General features: G+C 47.3%; 18 protein-coding genes. All 18 read left to right on the forward strand.

All coding sequences use genetic code 11. From position 1 onward, the window contains the following. Window positions 1–168 precede the first annotated feature (168 nt). The 18 genes from KNO70_RS08975 to KNO70_RS09060 all read left to right on the forward strand — a co-directional run bounded on the left by KNO70_RS08975 (window position 169) and on the right by KNO70_RS09060 (window position 13,886). Entirely contained in the window at window positions 169–1,050 is an 882-nt protein-coding gene (locus KNO70_RS08975) for a tyrosine-type recombinase/integrase (protein WP_078146696.1), read from the forward strand. 11 nt (window positions 1,051–1,061) lie between these two features. Continuing rightward, on the forward strand, window positions 1,062–1,610 hold the full coding sequence (gene hslV / locus KNO70_RS08980) for an ATP-dependent protease subunit HslV (RefSeq protein WP_078146697.1): 549 nt from the start codon (window positions 1,062–1,064) through the stop codon (window positions 1,608–1,610). Next, on the forward strand, window positions 1,607–2,977 hold the full coding sequence (hslU, locus tag KNO70_RS08985; RefSeq protein ID WP_074037255.1) for an ATP-dependent protease ATPase subunit HslU: 1,371 nt from the start codon (window positions 1,607–1,609) through the stop codon (window positions 2,975–2,977). Before hslV ends, hslU begins: the two co-directional genes overlap by 4 nt. A gap of 36 nt (window positions 2,978–3,013) precedes the next feature. Next, window positions 3,014–3,793 (forward strand): GTP-sensing pleiotropic transcriptional regulator CodY, encoded by a 780-nt coding sequence (gene codY / locus KNO70_RS08990; RefSeq protein ID WP_074037253.1) that lies wholly within the window; start codon window positions 3,014–3,016, stop codon window positions 3,791–3,793. Window positions 3,794–4,065: 272 nt separating this feature from the next. Continuing rightward, window positions 4,066–4,434, forward strand: coding sequence for a flagellar basal body rod protein FlgB (flgB, locus tag KNO70_RS08995; RefSeq protein ID WP_074037939.1), 369 nt, complete (start codon window positions 4,066–4,068; stop codon window positions 4,432–4,434). Window positions 4,435–4,437: 3 nt separating this feature from the next. Next, complete coding sequence (gene flgC / locus KNO70_RS09000) at window positions 4,438–4,866, forward strand: flagellar basal body rod protein FlgC (RefSeq protein WP_074037252.1); 429 nt, start codon at window positions 4,438–4,440, stop codon at window positions 4,864–4,866. A gap of 13 nt (window positions 4,867–4,879) precedes the next feature. Then, window positions 4,880–5,161 carry a flagellar hook-basal body complex protein FliE gene (gene fliE / locus KNO70_RS09005; RefSeq protein WP_074037250.1) on the forward strand — a complete coding sequence of 94 codons (282 nt, stop codon included), beginning with the start codon at window positions 4,880–4,882 and terminating at the stop codon, window positions 5,159–5,161. 22 nt (window positions 5,162–5,183) lie between these two features. Continuing rightward, window positions 5,184–6,755, forward strand: a complete 1,572-nt coding sequence (gene fliF, locus KNO70_RS09010; protein ID WP_078146698.1) for a flagellar basal-body MS-ring/collar protein FliF — start codon at window positions 5,184–5,186, stop codon at window positions 6,753–6,755. 5 nt (window positions 6,756–6,760) lie between these two features. After that, window positions 6,761–7,768, forward strand: a complete 1,008-nt coding sequence (fliG, locus tag KNO70_RS09015; RefSeq protein ID WP_026826250.1) for a flagellar motor switch protein FliG — start codon at window positions 6,761–6,763, stop codon at window positions 7,766–7,768. Further along, window positions 7,752–8,477 carry a FliH/SctL family protein gene (locus KNO70_RS09020; RefSeq protein WP_078146699.1) on the forward strand — a complete coding sequence of 242 codons (726 nt, stop codon included), beginning with the start codon at window positions 7,752–7,754 and terminating at the stop codon, window positions 8,475–8,477. Before fliG ends, KNO70_RS09020 begins: the two co-directional genes overlap by 17 nt. Next, complete coding sequence (fliI, locus tag KNO70_RS09025; RefSeq protein ID WP_078146700.1) at window positions 8,464–9,783, forward strand: flagellar protein export ATPase FliI; 1,320 nt, start codon at window positions 8,464–8,466, stop codon at window positions 9,781–9,783. The genes KNO70_RS09020 and fliI overlap by 14 nt, the downstream gene beginning before the upstream one ends. After that, complete coding sequence (locus KNO70_RS09030) at window positions 9,780–10,214, forward strand: flagellar FliJ family protein (RefSeq protein ID WP_159562090.1); 435 nt, start codon at window positions 9,780–9,782, stop codon at window positions 10,212–10,214. The genes fliI and KNO70_RS09030 overlap by 4 nt, the downstream gene beginning before the upstream one ends. A gap of 1 nt (window position 10,215) precedes the next feature. Further along, window positions 10,216–10,782: a MotE family protein gene (locus KNO70_RS09035; RefSeq protein WP_214687933.1), complete on the forward strand. Its 567-nt coding sequence runs from the start codon at window positions 10,216–10,218 to the stop codon at window positions 10,780–10,782. A 22-nt stretch (window positions 10,783–10,804) separates the two neighbouring features. Further along, window positions 10,805–11,893, forward strand: coding sequence for a flagellar hook-length control protein FliK (locus KNO70_RS09040; RefSeq protein WP_214812233.1), 1,089 nt, complete (start codon window positions 10,805–10,807; stop codon window positions 11,891–11,893). Further along, window positions 11,865–12,293: a flagellar hook capping FlgD N-terminal domain-containing protein gene (locus tag KNO70_RS09045; RefSeq protein ID WP_078146704.1), complete on the forward strand. Its 429-nt coding sequence runs from the start codon at window positions 11,865–11,867 to the stop codon at window positions 12,291–12,293. The genes KNO70_RS09040 and KNO70_RS09045 overlap by 29 nt, the downstream gene beginning before the upstream one ends. Window positions 12,294–12,311: 18 nt before the next feature. Then, window positions 12,312–13,223, forward strand: coding sequence for a flagellar basal body rod protein FlgG (flgG, locus tag KNO70_RS09050; RefSeq protein ID WP_214687935.1), 912 nt, complete (start codon window positions 12,312–12,314; stop codon window positions 13,221–13,223). Further along, window positions 13,223–13,441, forward strand: coding sequence for a flagellar FlbD family protein (locus KNO70_RS09055; RefSeq protein ID WP_031421671.1), 219 nt, complete (start codon window positions 13,223–13,225; stop codon window positions 13,439–13,441). The genes flgG and KNO70_RS09055 overlap by 1 nt, the downstream gene beginning before the upstream one ends. Then, window positions 13,434–13,886, forward strand: a complete 453-nt coding sequence (locus KNO70_RS09060) for a flagellar basal body-associated FliL family protein (protein WP_078146706.1) — start codon at window positions 13,434–13,436, stop codon at window positions 13,884–13,886. Before KNO70_RS09055 ends, KNO70_RS09060 begins: the two co-directional genes overlap by 8 nt. Window positions 13,887–13,895 lie beyond the last annotated feature (9 nt).

A 13,895-nucleotide genomic window follows, 5' to 3' on the forward strand; every position in this document is an offset into this window, starting at 1 on the left:
TTGGCTCTTTTGTTTTGAAGTAAAATTTCAATTGTGTATTTTGTTTCATACTTTGAAAATTTTCAGATTATTGAACGGCTATCTATTGTCACCTTACATTCTGTATGCTATGCTAATTTCGATTTGACGAGAACATGCGTTTTTACGAGTCATCGAGGAGGCGATAAAATGGGATTTTTAGAGGATCGACAATCCTTTTTGCGCTACTGCCAAATTGAACGTCGACTGTCTCCTCATACGAAACGCTCCTACGAGCAAACGCTCGACCAGTACGCCGCATATTGCCAATCGACGCATCAAGATCCCTACGATGCTCAGACGGCGCGGCGTTATTTATATGTCCTTTATGAGAAACAATTGGCCGCGTCCACGGTGTCCCAAAAAGTATCTTGTTTCAAGCAATTCGGGAAGTTTATGGCAAGAGAACAAGGTGGAGAACCGTTGTTCCACGACCTGACCTCACCGAAAAAGAGACAGTCCTTGCCGACCTTTGCCGTCCCGACGGAAGTCGAGCAACTGTTGGAGGCTGCCTCGAGGCAGGAAGATCCTTTTTTACAGGCGAGGGACGTCGCCATTGTAGAAGTGCTCTATGGGACGGGAATCCGCGTCGCTGAACTGTGTGGGATGAACCTTTCCTCGTTCGATGAGGTTTTATCCTTTGTCCATGTGATGGGAAAAGGGAAGAAAGAACGATATGTCCCGATCGGGCAATATGCCGTACATGCTTTGCAGCGTTATATCGAATTACGCAAAGGTGTCGGGCTCCCGACAGAAACCGCATTATTTTTGAGTCAAAAAGGGAATCGGATGACAACAGACCAAATCCGCTATGTCATGAAACGTTTGAGAAAAGACAGTGGGGTACATAAACCACTTACCCCGCACTCGTTGCGACACAGCTTTGCGACGGATTTGTTAGAACGGGGAGCGGACTTGCGTGCCGTCCAAGAGTTGCTTGGGCATGAGTCCTTGTCGACGACCGGGCGGTATACCCATGTATCGACCGAACGACTTCGGTCGATTTATCAAGCGACACATCCAAGAAAGTAGGAGGTTACGATATGTTTCATGCAACAACGATTTTTGCAGTTCGACACAATGGCCAATGTGCGATGAGTGGAGATGGCCAAGTCACATTCGGGAATGCCGTCATCATGAAAAACAAGGCGAAGAAAGTCAGACGCCTTTATGGCGGGAAAGTCGTTGCCGGTTTTGCAGGTAGCGTAGCCGATGCTTTCACATTGTTTGAAAAGTTTGAATCGAAACTTGAAATGTATAACGGTAACTTGCCGCGAGCAGCGGTAGAACTTGCGAAAGAATGGCGTGGGGATAAGATGTTGCGTCAACTCGAGGCACTATTGATTGTGATGGATGCCGATCATCTTTTGCTCGTCTCTGGGAATGGAGAAGTGATTGAGCCGGACGATGGAATTCTTGCAATCGGATCCGGTGGGAACTATGCCTTAGCGGCAGGTCGCGCACTCGTACGCCATTCTGCTGAAAAGTCTGCTGAAGAAATCGCGCGTGCCGCTCTTGAAATCGCTGGTGAGCTTTGCGTGTATACAAATGATCAAGTCATTGTAGAAACGATTGGAGGCGCTGCTGAATGAACCGAGAGTTGACACCTAGACAAATCGTAACGGAGTTAGACCGTTTTGTAATCGGACAAAAGGATGCCAAGCGAGCAGTTTCGATTGCTCTACGAAATCGCTATCGACGTCAAAAGTTAAGTGCAGACCTTCGCGATGAGGTTACACCAAAAAATATTTTGATGATCGGACCGACCGGGGTCGGAAAGACCGAAATTGCTCGACGGTTAGCTAAGCTTGTCGGTGCACCGTTTGTGAAGGTAGAAGCAACGAAATTTACGGAAGTTGGTTACGTCGGTCGTGACGTTGAATCGATGGTACGTGATCTCGTTGAGGCATCGGTTCGTCTTGTCAAAGAAGAGAAAAAAGAAGATGTGAAGGAGCCAGCGGAACGTGCGGCGACGGAACGCCTTTTAGATGCACTACAAGGAAAAGCAAAAGCGACACCTACTGCATCGAATCCGTTCGAAGCGTTGTTCGGCGGACAGACACAACAGCCAGAAACCACGTCGGACACATCCAATAATGACCGTTCGCAACTTCGACGCTTGCTCGAACTCGGTGAACTCGAAGAACGCGTGATTGAAGTGGAATTAGAAGAAAAGCAGACGATGGATTTGTTTCAAGGTCAAGGGATGGAAGGTTTGTCGAATCTTCAGGATATGCTCGGTCAAATCGTTCCAAAGAAACGGAAACAACGTAAGTTGACGGTTCGTGAAGCAAGACCGCTTCTCATTGCTGAAGAAGCAGAGAACTTGCTGGACTTGAACGAAGTCCACGATGAAGCCGTGCGGCGCAGTGAACAGATGGGTATCATCTTCGTGGATGAAATCGATAAGATCGCCACAAAATCACAAGATCACGCCGGAGTATCCCGTGAAGGGGTGCAGCGTGACATTCTTCCGATTGTAGAAGGATCTACGGTCGTCACGAAGTATGGACCGGTTAAAACGGATCATGTTCTTTTCATCGCGGCCGGTGCATTCCATATGGCTAAGCCGTCTGACCTGATTCCAGAGCTACAAGGACGCTTCCCAATTCGTGTTGAATTGAGCAGCTTGACGGAAGAAGACTTCGTCAAGATTTTGACGGAACCGTCACAGGCACTCATTAAACAATATACGGCCTTGTTAGAATCTGAAGAAATCACGGTCCGTTTCACGCATGAGGCCATTGAAGAAATTGCGAAAATTGCGACACATGTCAATCGGGAGACCGATGACATCGGTGCACGTCGCCTCTATACTATAATGGAGCGCGTTTTAGAAGATTTATCATTTGAAGCGGCAGATATGCCACAAACAACCGTAGAAATCACACCAGCTTACGTACAAGCAAAAGTCGGTTCCATCGCCGACGATCGTGATTTGAGCCAATATATATTATAAGATTCTGTATGCACATACAGGGAGGAAATAGAGAATATGAACTTACTAGAAAAAACACGCCAATTAAACACAATGCTTCAACAAGAGGCAAGTGCGCACGTTGACTTTAAAGAAATGGCGGACAAAATGCGTGAAGTCCTTGAGTCCAACACGTTTATCGTGAGTCGTCGGGGACGACTTCTCGGTTTTGCAATCAAACAACAGATTGAGAATGACCGGATGAAAGCATTCTTAGTCGATCGACAGTTCCCGGAGCCATATGCTTCGAACTTGTTCAATGTGAAAGAAACGACAGCGAACATCGATATCGATAGTGAATATACAGCATTCCCAGTCGAGAACCACGATCTATTCCTCAACTCCATGACGACGATTGTTCCAATCATCGGTGGAGGAGAACGTTTAGGTACGCTCGTACTCGGTCGATTGGCGAATGAATTCACAGAAGATGACCTCGTTCTCGCGGAGTACTCTGCAACTGTAGTTGGAATGGAGATCCTTCGTGAGAAGGCTGCGGAAGCAGAAACGTCGGCACGTAAGAAAGCAGTCGTCCAGATGGCGATTAACTCGTTATCGTATTCAGAGCTTGAGGCAATCGAACATATCTTCGAAGAGCTTGGTGGAAACGAAGGATTGCTAGTTGCTTCCAAAATTGCCGACAGAGTGGGAATCACGCGTTCGGTCATCGTCAACGCACTTCGGAAATTAGAAAGTGCAGGGGTCATTGAATCACGTTCTTTAGGAATGAAAGGAACGTATATCAAGATATTAAATGACAACTTCTTGTTTGAATTGCAAAAACTGAAATCAAACTGAAATACAACTTTCGATGTGTAATTTCCATTGAAAACACTTTTAAAAGGGACTTTATTCCTAAAAAACCGCTTTCCTTGATAAGGAGGCGGTTTTTTTTAGTACAAAAGTAATTATTTTCACCTTTTGACGTGATTTCGACAAAAAGATATTAAGCCATTTACCTATGTTTTAAAAAATATCTTTCAGAACTGTTACAGATTTGTTTCAATGAAATAGTAGATTTTCCAAATGAGGTATATTTAGTAGTCATTATATGAAAGTGAGTGAACGCCGTGAATTGGATTGGTAGTGACTATCAATTACTAAAGCAAGCCATCAACCATTCAGTCCTTAACCAAAAGGTCATCAGTCATAACCTTTCAAACATTGATACGCCGAATTTCAAAGCCAAACAGGCTGTGTTTGAGCAGACGCTTCAGAGTGAGATGCGACTCAAGCTGCAAGGTGGTCGTCCGAGTGACTCGACCCAGTCGAAAGTCATCGATCGAGCTGGTGGCGCCATGAGGAGTGATGGCAACAACGTCGACTTGGATTATGAAATGAGTGAGCTGGCACGAAACCAACTCCAGTATGAGGCGATGATGGAGCAATTGAATCGTAGGCTCGGGGGATTAAAATCTGTTATTCGGGGAGGTCGTTAATCAATGGGAATGTTTGATAGTTTTCATATTTCAGCTTCAGCGTTGACGTCACAACGGCTACGAATGGATACCGTGTCGGCGAACATCGCCAACGCTCAGACGACTCGCGGGAGACTCGTGGACGGAGAGTGGCAACCATACACACGAAAGATGACCGTGTTGCAAGAAGCGCCATTCCGGAAGCAAATGGATGCCGTTAATGGAGGGGTGCAGGTATCTCAAATCATCGAAGACGATGCACCGTATAAATTGGCTTATAACCCGAATCATCCCGATGCGGATGAGCGAGGGTACGTACAAATGCCGAACGTCGATCTCTTGAAAGAAATGGTCGATTTGATGGGTGCGACTCGTTCGTACGAAGCAAACATTGCAGCGATGAACGCCTCGAAGGCGATGCTCGTAAAAGCGATGGAGATTGGTAAAGGATAAGGAGTGTTAACGGATGCAAATTAATCCAATTCAATTGATGAGCCCAGAACTCACGCCATCACTGAATAAAACGAACCCATCTCAATTTGGGTCATACTTGAATGAAGCGATGAACGCATTGAATGAGACACAACAAGCGACTAGTCAAGCCCGTAAAGATTTGGCGGTCGGGAAAGCTGACCTTCATCAGGTGATGATTCAAAGTGAAGAGTCGTCGATTGCGATGCAACTTGCCATCGAGGTGAGGAACAAGGCTGTTGAGGCCTATCAAGAAATGATGCGAATGCAAGTTTAATTGTAGAGGATGACAAGTTGCGATGAATGAACAATTAAAAGAACGATTCAAATCCATGACCGGTGCATTAAAGGCGATGCCAGCGAAACGTAAACTCGTATGGGGCATCTCGATCGCGGTCATACTAATCGCGGCCCTCGTACTCACATTCTTCCTTTCAAGGCCAAACATGGCACCTCTCTATACAAACTTGTCTGCTCAAGAAGCGGGCGAAGTGACAGAGAAGTTGACAGCAGACGGGGTACAGTCGGAAATCAAGGCGACTTCGAACGGTGTGAGCGTGTATGTGCCGACTGAAATGGTCGATCAGTTGAAAGTGAGTTTGGCTGCTGCCGGGATTCCAAAGTCCGGCTCGATTGATTATAGTTTCTTCAGCGAAAACGCAGGGTTCGGAACGACAGACCGTGAGATGGCTGTCATCGAACGTAGTGCGATGCAGACGGAGCTAGAGCGACTCATCACACAGATTGAAGGAATCAATCAAGCGAAAGTCATCATCTCACTTCCTGAGAAGTCTGTCTTCTTGGCAGAAGATCAAGGTGAGCCTACCGCGTCCATCGTCTTGAACATCGGAGCGGGGACGAATTTAGAACCAAACACAGTAAAAGGTCTCTATCATTTGATTAGTAAGAGTGTCCCGAACTTGAAACCGGAAAACATTTCAATTATGGACCAATACTTCACGTATTATGATCTCGACCAGACTGTTGTTGCTGGAGGTTCCTCGTCAGATCCATTGGCGTTGAAGCGACAAGTCGAAAAAGACGTACGTCAACAAATCCAACAGATGCTCTCGGTTCTACTCGGCGAACGGAGCGTACTCGTTTCCGTCACAGCAGACATCGACACGACACAAACGGCTGAAGAACAGAATCTTGTCACACCGGTCGATGAAGAAAACATGGAAGGCATCGTCACGTCTGCCGAGCGGATTGCTGAAGCATACACTGGCGGAACAGGTACGGCGACAGAAGCGACGGGAACTGGTGAGAACGACACAATCAACTTCCCGGCAGCGACTGGCGATGGCACAGAAGAAAGTGAAAAGAATCATGAAATCATCAATTACGAGGTCAACCGCATCACGAAGCAGATTCAAAACGCACCATATACGATTCGTGACCTCGGAGTCCAACTCATCGTTGAACCACCAGATGGCGCAACAAGTATCGATCCGCAGTTAGAAGGCGACCTCGAGACGATGATGTATTCCATTATTCGGACGTCGTTAGCGAAGACGGATGAAGCCATCACGGATGCTGAACTCGAACAGAAAGTTGTCGTCGTGTCGAGACCGTTCGCTGAAGTGGAAGAGGTTGCAGCAACAGAGCAACCGACACCTTGGTGGATGTATGCGGCAGCGGCGGGTGCAGTCGTAATTCTTGCCTTGATCTTCTTCGCGATGCGTAGACGGAAGCAAGAGGTTGTGGAAGAGACGAACGAATGGGAAGTTCCATATGAAGATGAAGTACCTGACCTAGACCTCGAAGAGCGAGGCGAAGGTGCAGTGAAGAAGAAACAGTTAGAAAAATTAGCTGAAAGTAATCCAGAAGAGTTTGCTAAACTGCTTCGTACTTGGATGTCTGAGGAGTGAGTAACGTGAACTATGCAAAACAATCGAATCGCGAAAAAGCAGCGATGCTCATGATTTCCCTGGGACCTGAAGTGGCAGCGAACGTCTACAAACATCTTTCAGAAGAAGAGATGGAACAACTGACGCTTCAAATTTCAGCGTTAAAAAAAGTGTCCCCGGAAGAAAAGGATAGTATTCTCGGTGAGTTCCATGAACTCGCCATGGCACAAAGTTATATCACTCAGGGTGGAATCGGGTTTGCGAAAACTGTCCTTGAAAAAGCAGTTGGTGAAGACAAGGCGATGGCATTGATTCATCGTCTGACTTCCACCTTACAGGTCAGACCGTTCGAGTTTGCACGAAAAGCAGACCCGAAACAGTTATTGAACTTTATTCAAAACGAGCATCCTCAGACGATTGCGTTAATCTTAGCGCATTTAGAACCGGTCAAGTCAGGGCAGATCCTGTCGGAACTTCCACCTGAGATTCAATCGGAAGTCGCGAAACGGATTGCGACGATGGATCGACTCAATCCAGACGTCATCCATGAGGTGGAGCAGATTCTAGAAAAGAACTTGTCACAGACAGATATGCAAGATTATGCCCAGTCGGGTGGAATCGAGGCGGTCGTCGAAGTCTTGAACGGTGTCGACCGGACGACGGAACGCACCATCCTCGATGCGCTCGAAATCGAAGATCCAGAACTCGCAGAAGAAATCAAGAAGCGAATGTTCGTCTTCGAAGATATCGTCACGCTCGACTCTCGTGCGATTCAACGAATCATTCGCGAAGTGGCGAACGACGACTTGTTGCTTGCACTCAAGGTCTCTTCAGAAGAAGTCAAACAAATCATCTTCAAGAACATGTCTCAACGTATGGTTGAAACGTTCAAAGAAGATATGGAATTCATGGGGCCGGTGCGGTTGCGTGACGTCGAAGAGGCACAGAGTCGAATCGTCGGAATCATTCGTCGTCTAGAGGACGTCGGTGAGATTGTAATCAGTCGAGGTGGAGGAGATGACATCGTTGTCTAATGTAATTAAACGCCAACGTGCAACATCGAATACCCCGCAACGAATTGAATCGAAGCGATTAGAGACACCCGTTATAGAACCGAATGACGGAATCGATCATGGGGATGTCATCCAATCACGCTATGAGAAGTTGAAGCAGGACGAAGAAGCGTTCCAACAGTTTCAGCAGACGGAAGTCGAACAGTTGGAGCGGTTGAAGCAACAAGTGTTTGAAGAAGCGCGTTCAGAAGGATACCAAGAAGGTCTCCTTCAAGGTAGGCAGGATGGATTGGCTGAATTTGAAGAGATCACGACGCGTTTGAATTCCATTTCGACCGAACTCGAACTCTTATTTGAAGAAAAGTGGAGGCGAGCGGAAGAACAACTCATTGAATTGGCCGTTACAGTCAGTGCACACGTGACGACAGACCTTGTCCGAAAAGATGAAGAACTGTTTGCGACGATGATTCGTGATCAGATGTCACACATGATCGACGCCGAAGCACTTACAATCTTTGTTCATCCGACACGTCTTGCCTCGATTCAGCGATTCGAAGCGATGTGGCGGACAGTAGAGACACCTCCTCTGAAATATCGAGGGGACGGATCATTGGATGAGACAGCAGTTCGAATCGAGTCGCCACATCGTGGCAATGAAGTCGATTTGACATATAGTTTCGAACGGATCCAAGCCAAAATCGAGGAGGTTCTAGCGGATGGCGCTTATTGAGCAGGTTCTCGGCTCGATTAAACAGTCTACAGACGGCGAGTTCACACGAAAAATCGGTCGAGTTTGTCGAGTCATCGGCTTGATGATTGAGTCGAACGGACCGAGTGCGTTTGTCGGAGAGCGCTGTTTGATTGTCCTTCCTTCGAATGAAACAGTCGAAGCTGAGGTCGTCGGATTCAATGAAGAGCGCGTCCTTCTCATGCCATACGGTGAAACCACACAAATCGCGCCTGGCTGTCTAGTCAAAGGAACGGGGAAAATGCTTCAAGTTCCTGTAGGGGAAGAGTTGATTGGTCAAGTGCTCGATGGTTTAGGGCGTCCCCTGTCAGGTGAACGACTTGTGACCGGTAAGCGTTATGATGTTCAACGCAAACCCCCTAACCCGTTGAATCGACCGAGGATTTTGGATGCACTGTCGACCGGTGTCCGGATGATCGATGGGCTGTTGACTGTAGGTAAAGGGCAACGGGTCGGTTTGTTCGCCGGCTCCGGTGTCGGGAAGTCGACCTTGCTCGGAATGATTGCCAAACGTTCTTCAGCCGACATTAACGTCATCGCCTTGATTGGAGAACGGGGCCGGGAAGTAAAAGAGTTCATCGAAAAGGAGCTCGGACCAGAAGGCATGGCTCGTTCCGTCGTGATTGTAGCGACAAGCGACCAACCCCCGCTTGTTCGGTTGAAGGGAGCTTACACGGCGACCGCGATTGCCGAGTACTTCCGGGACCAAGGGAAAGAAGTGGTCTTGATGATGGACTCGGTGACACGATTTGCGATGGCGCAGCGTGAAATTGGTCTCGCGACGGGCGAACCTCCGACATCGAAAGGGTACACCCCGTCCGTATTCGCCATGTTGCCTCAACTACTAGAGCGAAGCGGGACAGCGGCATCAGGGTCGATCACTGCGTTCTATACGGTCCTCGTCGACGGAGATGATATGAATGAACCGATTGCCGATGCGGTGCGTGGGATTTTAGACGGACACTTTGTCATGGACCGGGCGCTCGCAAACCGTGGGCAATTCCCGGCAATCCATGTACTGAAATCAATCAGCCGGGTCATGAACCAAATCGCTTCTCCGGCACATAAGGAGGCGGCCCAAACGTTCCGCAGCTGGCTTGCGACCTATATCGATGCGGAAGATTTAATCAATATCGGAGCGTATAAAAAAGGCACCAATCCTGCGATTGATACTGCCGTGGATAAATATCCATACTTGTTGACGTTTTTAAAACAATCGATTGAAGAAGATGCTGCTTTCGAACAGACGATGACCCACTTGTCACATATCGCACGAGGTGAATCATGAACAGACTCATATTAGAACGAATCATGCCGATTGCGGAACATGAAAAAGAAGATGCCGCCATAGAAGTCAGAGGATTTAAGGCAAGACTTGAGACAGAGATGGAGAAGCTATATGACCTTCTTCTCATGTATGAGTCGCTCATCAAACACCAAGACGAACAATCTGGAAACATCGACCTTCTCATGTCGCAGTATCGAGAAAAGACGCGAGAGCAAGTGAAACGTCAAATCGAAACGCAACAGCTCGTCGTACAACAGGCCCGCAATCGCTATCATGCGTCGCAAGAACGATTGCTCGGTAAAGTGGTGGAAGAAAAGAAATACGTGACGCTACATGAAAAGGTCAGCATGCAAGAGATGACGGTAGCTAAACTTACAGAGCAACAAATGATGGATGAACTTGCTGTGATTCATCATGGGAAAGGGAAGTAGCATGGCAAAAGAGAACAATAAACGAGGCAAGCAAATGATCGTGGCGTTAGTCCTCATTCCAGCAATCTTCATCCTAGTCGGTGGGATCGTCGTCATGAACTATGCGATGGACCGTCCGCTCTTATCCGTTCCCTTATTAGAAGTGAACGAGGACGAGAAAACGGAAGAATCAAAAAAAACGGAGACGCAGGTGAATGTGACGGGAATCGATTCGGACGCAGCGAACCGATTAAAAGCGGCGAACAGTGAGATTGAAAAACTTCGCAACGAAAATGTGGAATTGACGAACGAAGTAAAGGCTAGACAAGAAGAAATCACCGATTTGATTCGTGAACGAGATCGACTCGTCTCGGAACTAGAGGCAGCGTCAAAAGAAGAGGAATCATCATCTGACGTCGCTAGCGTCTATGAAGAAATGTCAGCCAAACAGGCGGCAGCCATTATGGGTGAACTCGAAAGCCCTCAAGTTGCTGAACTGTTGAAGGAACTATCACCTAAGCAACAGGCAGACATCTTAGGACGAATGAATGCACAACAGGCTGCGGTTGTGACGCAGCTTCTCCAATGAACACAAGAAGGGAGGGCCAACATTGAATATCGCTTTATTGACGCAAGCCATTCAAGGATCGATGGCTCGTACTGGAACAGTGGAGGGAGAATCACAGGGAGCAGGTGGATTTTTAAGCCTCCTTTCTGCGATGCTTGCCCCAATGCAAGGCTCAGGGGAGCAGGCAGAACTTCCTCAACTTGAAGAAGGTGTGCTTCCTGAAGGATCAGTCGATTTGGAAAAAGTGGCACAGGAACTCGAAACATGGTTTCAAAAGCCTGATACATTGAAGTGGCTAAAATCACTGCCACAAGATGCGTATCGGACGTTTATGGATGCATATGTAAGTTTACTCGGTCAATTGTCTAATCCTTCGCCTGAGACTGAAATCCCGTCTTCGGTTTTACCGGCGATTGTACAGACGACGACTACGCCGAAAGTCCATACTACGAAGCAAACAGAGGGAAATACTCAGACGACCAACATTGCACTGACTCAACAAGTTCCAAACCAAGAACTTGCCAAACAGGTTCAAACGATGCAACGGATCATCACACAGTATAAAGGACCAATCGAAGGTACATTGAAAGAAGTTCCCGTCTTGCCAAATGTTGAAACCTTAAAAATCGCAAAACCTGCGCTACAGCCAAATAACGTAGACTGGATGCCGAAAGGGATGAACTGGTCAAGACCACAGATTGACGTGGACACGGTCATGTATGCCTCAAAAGGATCCCTTCCTGAAAATTTCCAAGCTCGGATTGAAGCGGCTCTTCAAAAGGCACCGTTCAAAAGTGGGGCGGACGGTTCAAAAGTATTCACCGTACGATTATATCCGGAGCAGTTAGGGGAACTCGTCGTTAAGCTAGAGCGGAAGAATGGAGAACTTGTCGTCAAGATGTTTGCCAGCAATCAAGAGGCGAAACAACTGATTCAATCGCAAGTTCAACAGTTGCAACAAACGTTGACACCCCATTCGCAAAACGTTCGGGTCGAGGTCAACTTGACACAACAGGCACTCGATTCTAAAGCAGCCTTGTCAGACGGTTCCGAGCAATCGGAACAAGAACAACCACAAGAACAGCCTAAAGGAGGGTCTGAAGATGACGAGCATTCAACCGAAGACGAATGATTATACATTGCCAGATCAGTCGCTCCCAAAAGCGACAAATCAATACGATAAAGACATGTTTATGAAGTTGCTTCTCGCTCAAATCGCGAACCAGGATCCGATGTCACCTATGGAAGATAAAGAATTCATCGCACAGATGGCACAGTTCTCGTCGCTCGAACAAATGCAAGCCATCTCAAAACAACTCGACTCGGTTCTCGTCGACCGTCACATGTCGTCGATTTCTGAATACAGTAGCATGATTGGGAAAACGATCGACTTCACATCGGAAACGAGTGAAGAGACGACGAAAGGGTCGGGTCGGGTCGTTTCCATTTCTCGTAACGACTTAACCGGATATATGGCTGATCTTGAAGACGGCACATCTGTCAGCGTGTACGATATCACATCCATCAAATAAGCATAGGAGGAATACATTATGTTAAGAGCAATGTACTCAGGAATCAGTGGATTGAAGAACTTCCAATCGAAGCTAGACGTCGTCGGGAACAACATCGCCAACGTCAACACGTTCGGTTATAAAAAAGGTCGCGTCACGTTCAAAGACCTCGTCAGTCAACAAGTCGGGAGTGCGTCGGCCGGAAATGCGACAACAGGTGGTGTGAACCCGAAGGAAGTCGGTCTCGGGGGGACGATGGCGACGGTCGATAACGTCTATAACCAGGGTGCCATGCAAAACACAGGACGCGCCCTTGACGTTGGGATTTCAGGTGAAGGATTCTATGCGACGATGGTCAATGGTCAAATCCAATACACGCGCGCTGGGAACTTCTACACGGACAACCAAGGTAATTTGGTGACGGGCGACGGGACATACCTCATTGGTTCTCAGACGAACACGTTGCCTCCTTCTGGTGTTGCCGGAGTTGCAGCCACACCTACTGCAGTAAATATGGGGGCGAACTTAGACGCACCTTATTTAGCAGCTGATGCAGGTACACAAACCGTTAAATACGGTCGAATTAAAATCCCAACAGATGCAAAATCGCTTTCAATTGGTAAAGACGGACAAGTTAGTTTCGTAGCTGCTAATGGTGAACTTCGTATCGCTGGTTATATCGTCACGTCGAACTTCTCGAACAATGCCGGGTTATCAAAAGTCGGAGCCAACAACTTCGTACAATCACAAAACTCCGGTGCTCCACAGTTTGGCGTACCTGGTGCGGGCGGTCGCGGTGAACTTGTCTCAGGTGCACTTGAAATGTCAAACGTTGACCTATCAGAAGAGTTCACAGAAATGATCGTGGCACAGCGTGGATTCCAGGCGAACACACGAATTATCACAACATCGGACGAGATCCTTCAAGAACTCGTCAACTTGAAACGCTGATGATTCGCGTCACGGCATTTCGCGGTGAGGAGTTCGTGCTGAACGCTTTGCTCATCGAAACGGTGAAGGCAGAGCCCGACACGATCATCCAATTGTTTAATGGCAAAACGTATCTCGTAAAAGAAACGAAAGATCAAATCATTGAACGAACTGAAGCCTTTTACCGCTCAATCGGTTTAGTCGGAACGATGTTCACAAGAGGTGAAGAAGATGAGTGAAGAAGAAAATAAAAAAGGTGGCGGCCTAAAGGTCGTAATCATCCTGCTTGTCGTCCTGCTCGTCATGGGCGGTGCCGGATTCATGACGTACAAATATGTCTTCGGTGATAACGTCACTGCTAAAACGAAACCGGTCACAGCTGAAGAGTTGGCAGAACGGAGTTTCATGACCGATGATATGACGACGAACATTCAAGACGAGCGTTTCATCAACGTTCAATTTACGATCGTCACAGATTCGGCTGAAACGAAAGAGAATTTAGAACTTCGCAAATTCCAAGTGCACAACGTCATTTTAGGTGACTTATCCGGGATGACGAAAGCCCAATTGGCAACAAAAGAGGATATGCAAAAGTTCGAACAAACATTACGAGAACAACTTAACGGACTGCTTGAAGAAGGTGAAGTCCAACGCGTCTATATGACGAAGAAAATTATTCAGTGAGGTGGCATC

The organism is Exiguobacterium sp. s181 (assembly GCF_018617125.1).
Lineage (GTDB): Bacteria > Bacillota > Bacilli > Exiguobacteriales > Exiguobacteriaceae > Exiguobacterium > Exiguobacterium profundum.

Bases quoted from the DNA above. Each gene is read 5' to 3' on its own strand.
- flgC (WP_074037252.1), top strand. From the start codon at position 4,438: ATGGGAATGTTTGATAGTTTTCATATTTCAGCTTCAGCGTTGACGTCA.
- flgG (WP_214687935.1), top strand. From the start codon at position 12,312: ATGTTAAGAGCAATGTACTCAGGAATCAGTGGATTGAAGAACTTCCAA.
- KNO70_RS09030 (WP_159562090.1), top strand. From the start codon at position 9,780: ATGAACAGACTCATATTAGAACGAATCATGCCGATTGCGGAACATGAA.
- fliI (WP_078146700.1), top strand. From the start codon at position 8,464: ATGGCGCTTATTGAGCAGGTTCTCGGCTCGATTAAACAGTCTACAGAC.
- KNO70_RS09055 (WP_031421671.1), top strand. From the start codon at position 13,223: ATGATTCGCGTCACGGCATTTCGCGGTGAGGAGTTCGTGCTGAACGCT.
- KNO70_RS09035 (WP_214687933.1), top strand. From the start codon at position 10,216: ATGGCAAAAGAGAACAATAAACGAGGCAAGCAAATGATCGTGGCGTTA.
- fliF (WP_078146698.1), top strand. From the start codon at position 5,184: ATGAATGAACAATTAAAAGAACGATTCAAATCCATGACCGGTGCATTA.
- hslV (WP_078146697.1), top strand. From the start codon at position 1,062: ATGTTTCATGCAACAACGATTTTTGCAGTTCGACACAATGGCCAATGT.
- hslU (WP_074037255.1), top strand. From the start codon at position 1,607: ATGAACCGAGAGTTGACACCTAGACAAATCGTAACGGAGTTAGACCGT.
- KNO70_RS08975 (WP_078146696.1), top strand. From the start codon at position 169: ATGGGATTTTTAGAGGATCGACAATCCTTTTTGCGCTACTGCCAAATT.
- fliE (WP_074037250.1), top strand. From the start codon at position 4,880: ATGCAAATTAATCCAATTCAATTGATGAGCCCAGAACTCACGCCATCA.
- KNO70_RS09060 (WP_078146706.1), top strand. From the start codon at position 13,434: ATGAGTGAAGAAGAAAATAAAAAAGGTGGCGGCCTAAAGGTCGTAATC.
- codY (WP_074037253.1), top strand. From the start codon at position 3,014: ATGAACTTACTAGAAAAAACACGCCAATTAAACACAATGCTTCAACAA.
- KNO70_RS09020 (WP_078146699.1), top strand. From the start codon at position 7,752: ATGACATCGTTGTCTAATGTAATTAAACGCCAACGTGCAACATCGAAT.
- KNO70_RS09045 (WP_078146704.1), top strand. From the start codon at position 11,865: ATGACGAGCATTCAACCGAAGACGAATGATTATACATTGCCAGATCAG.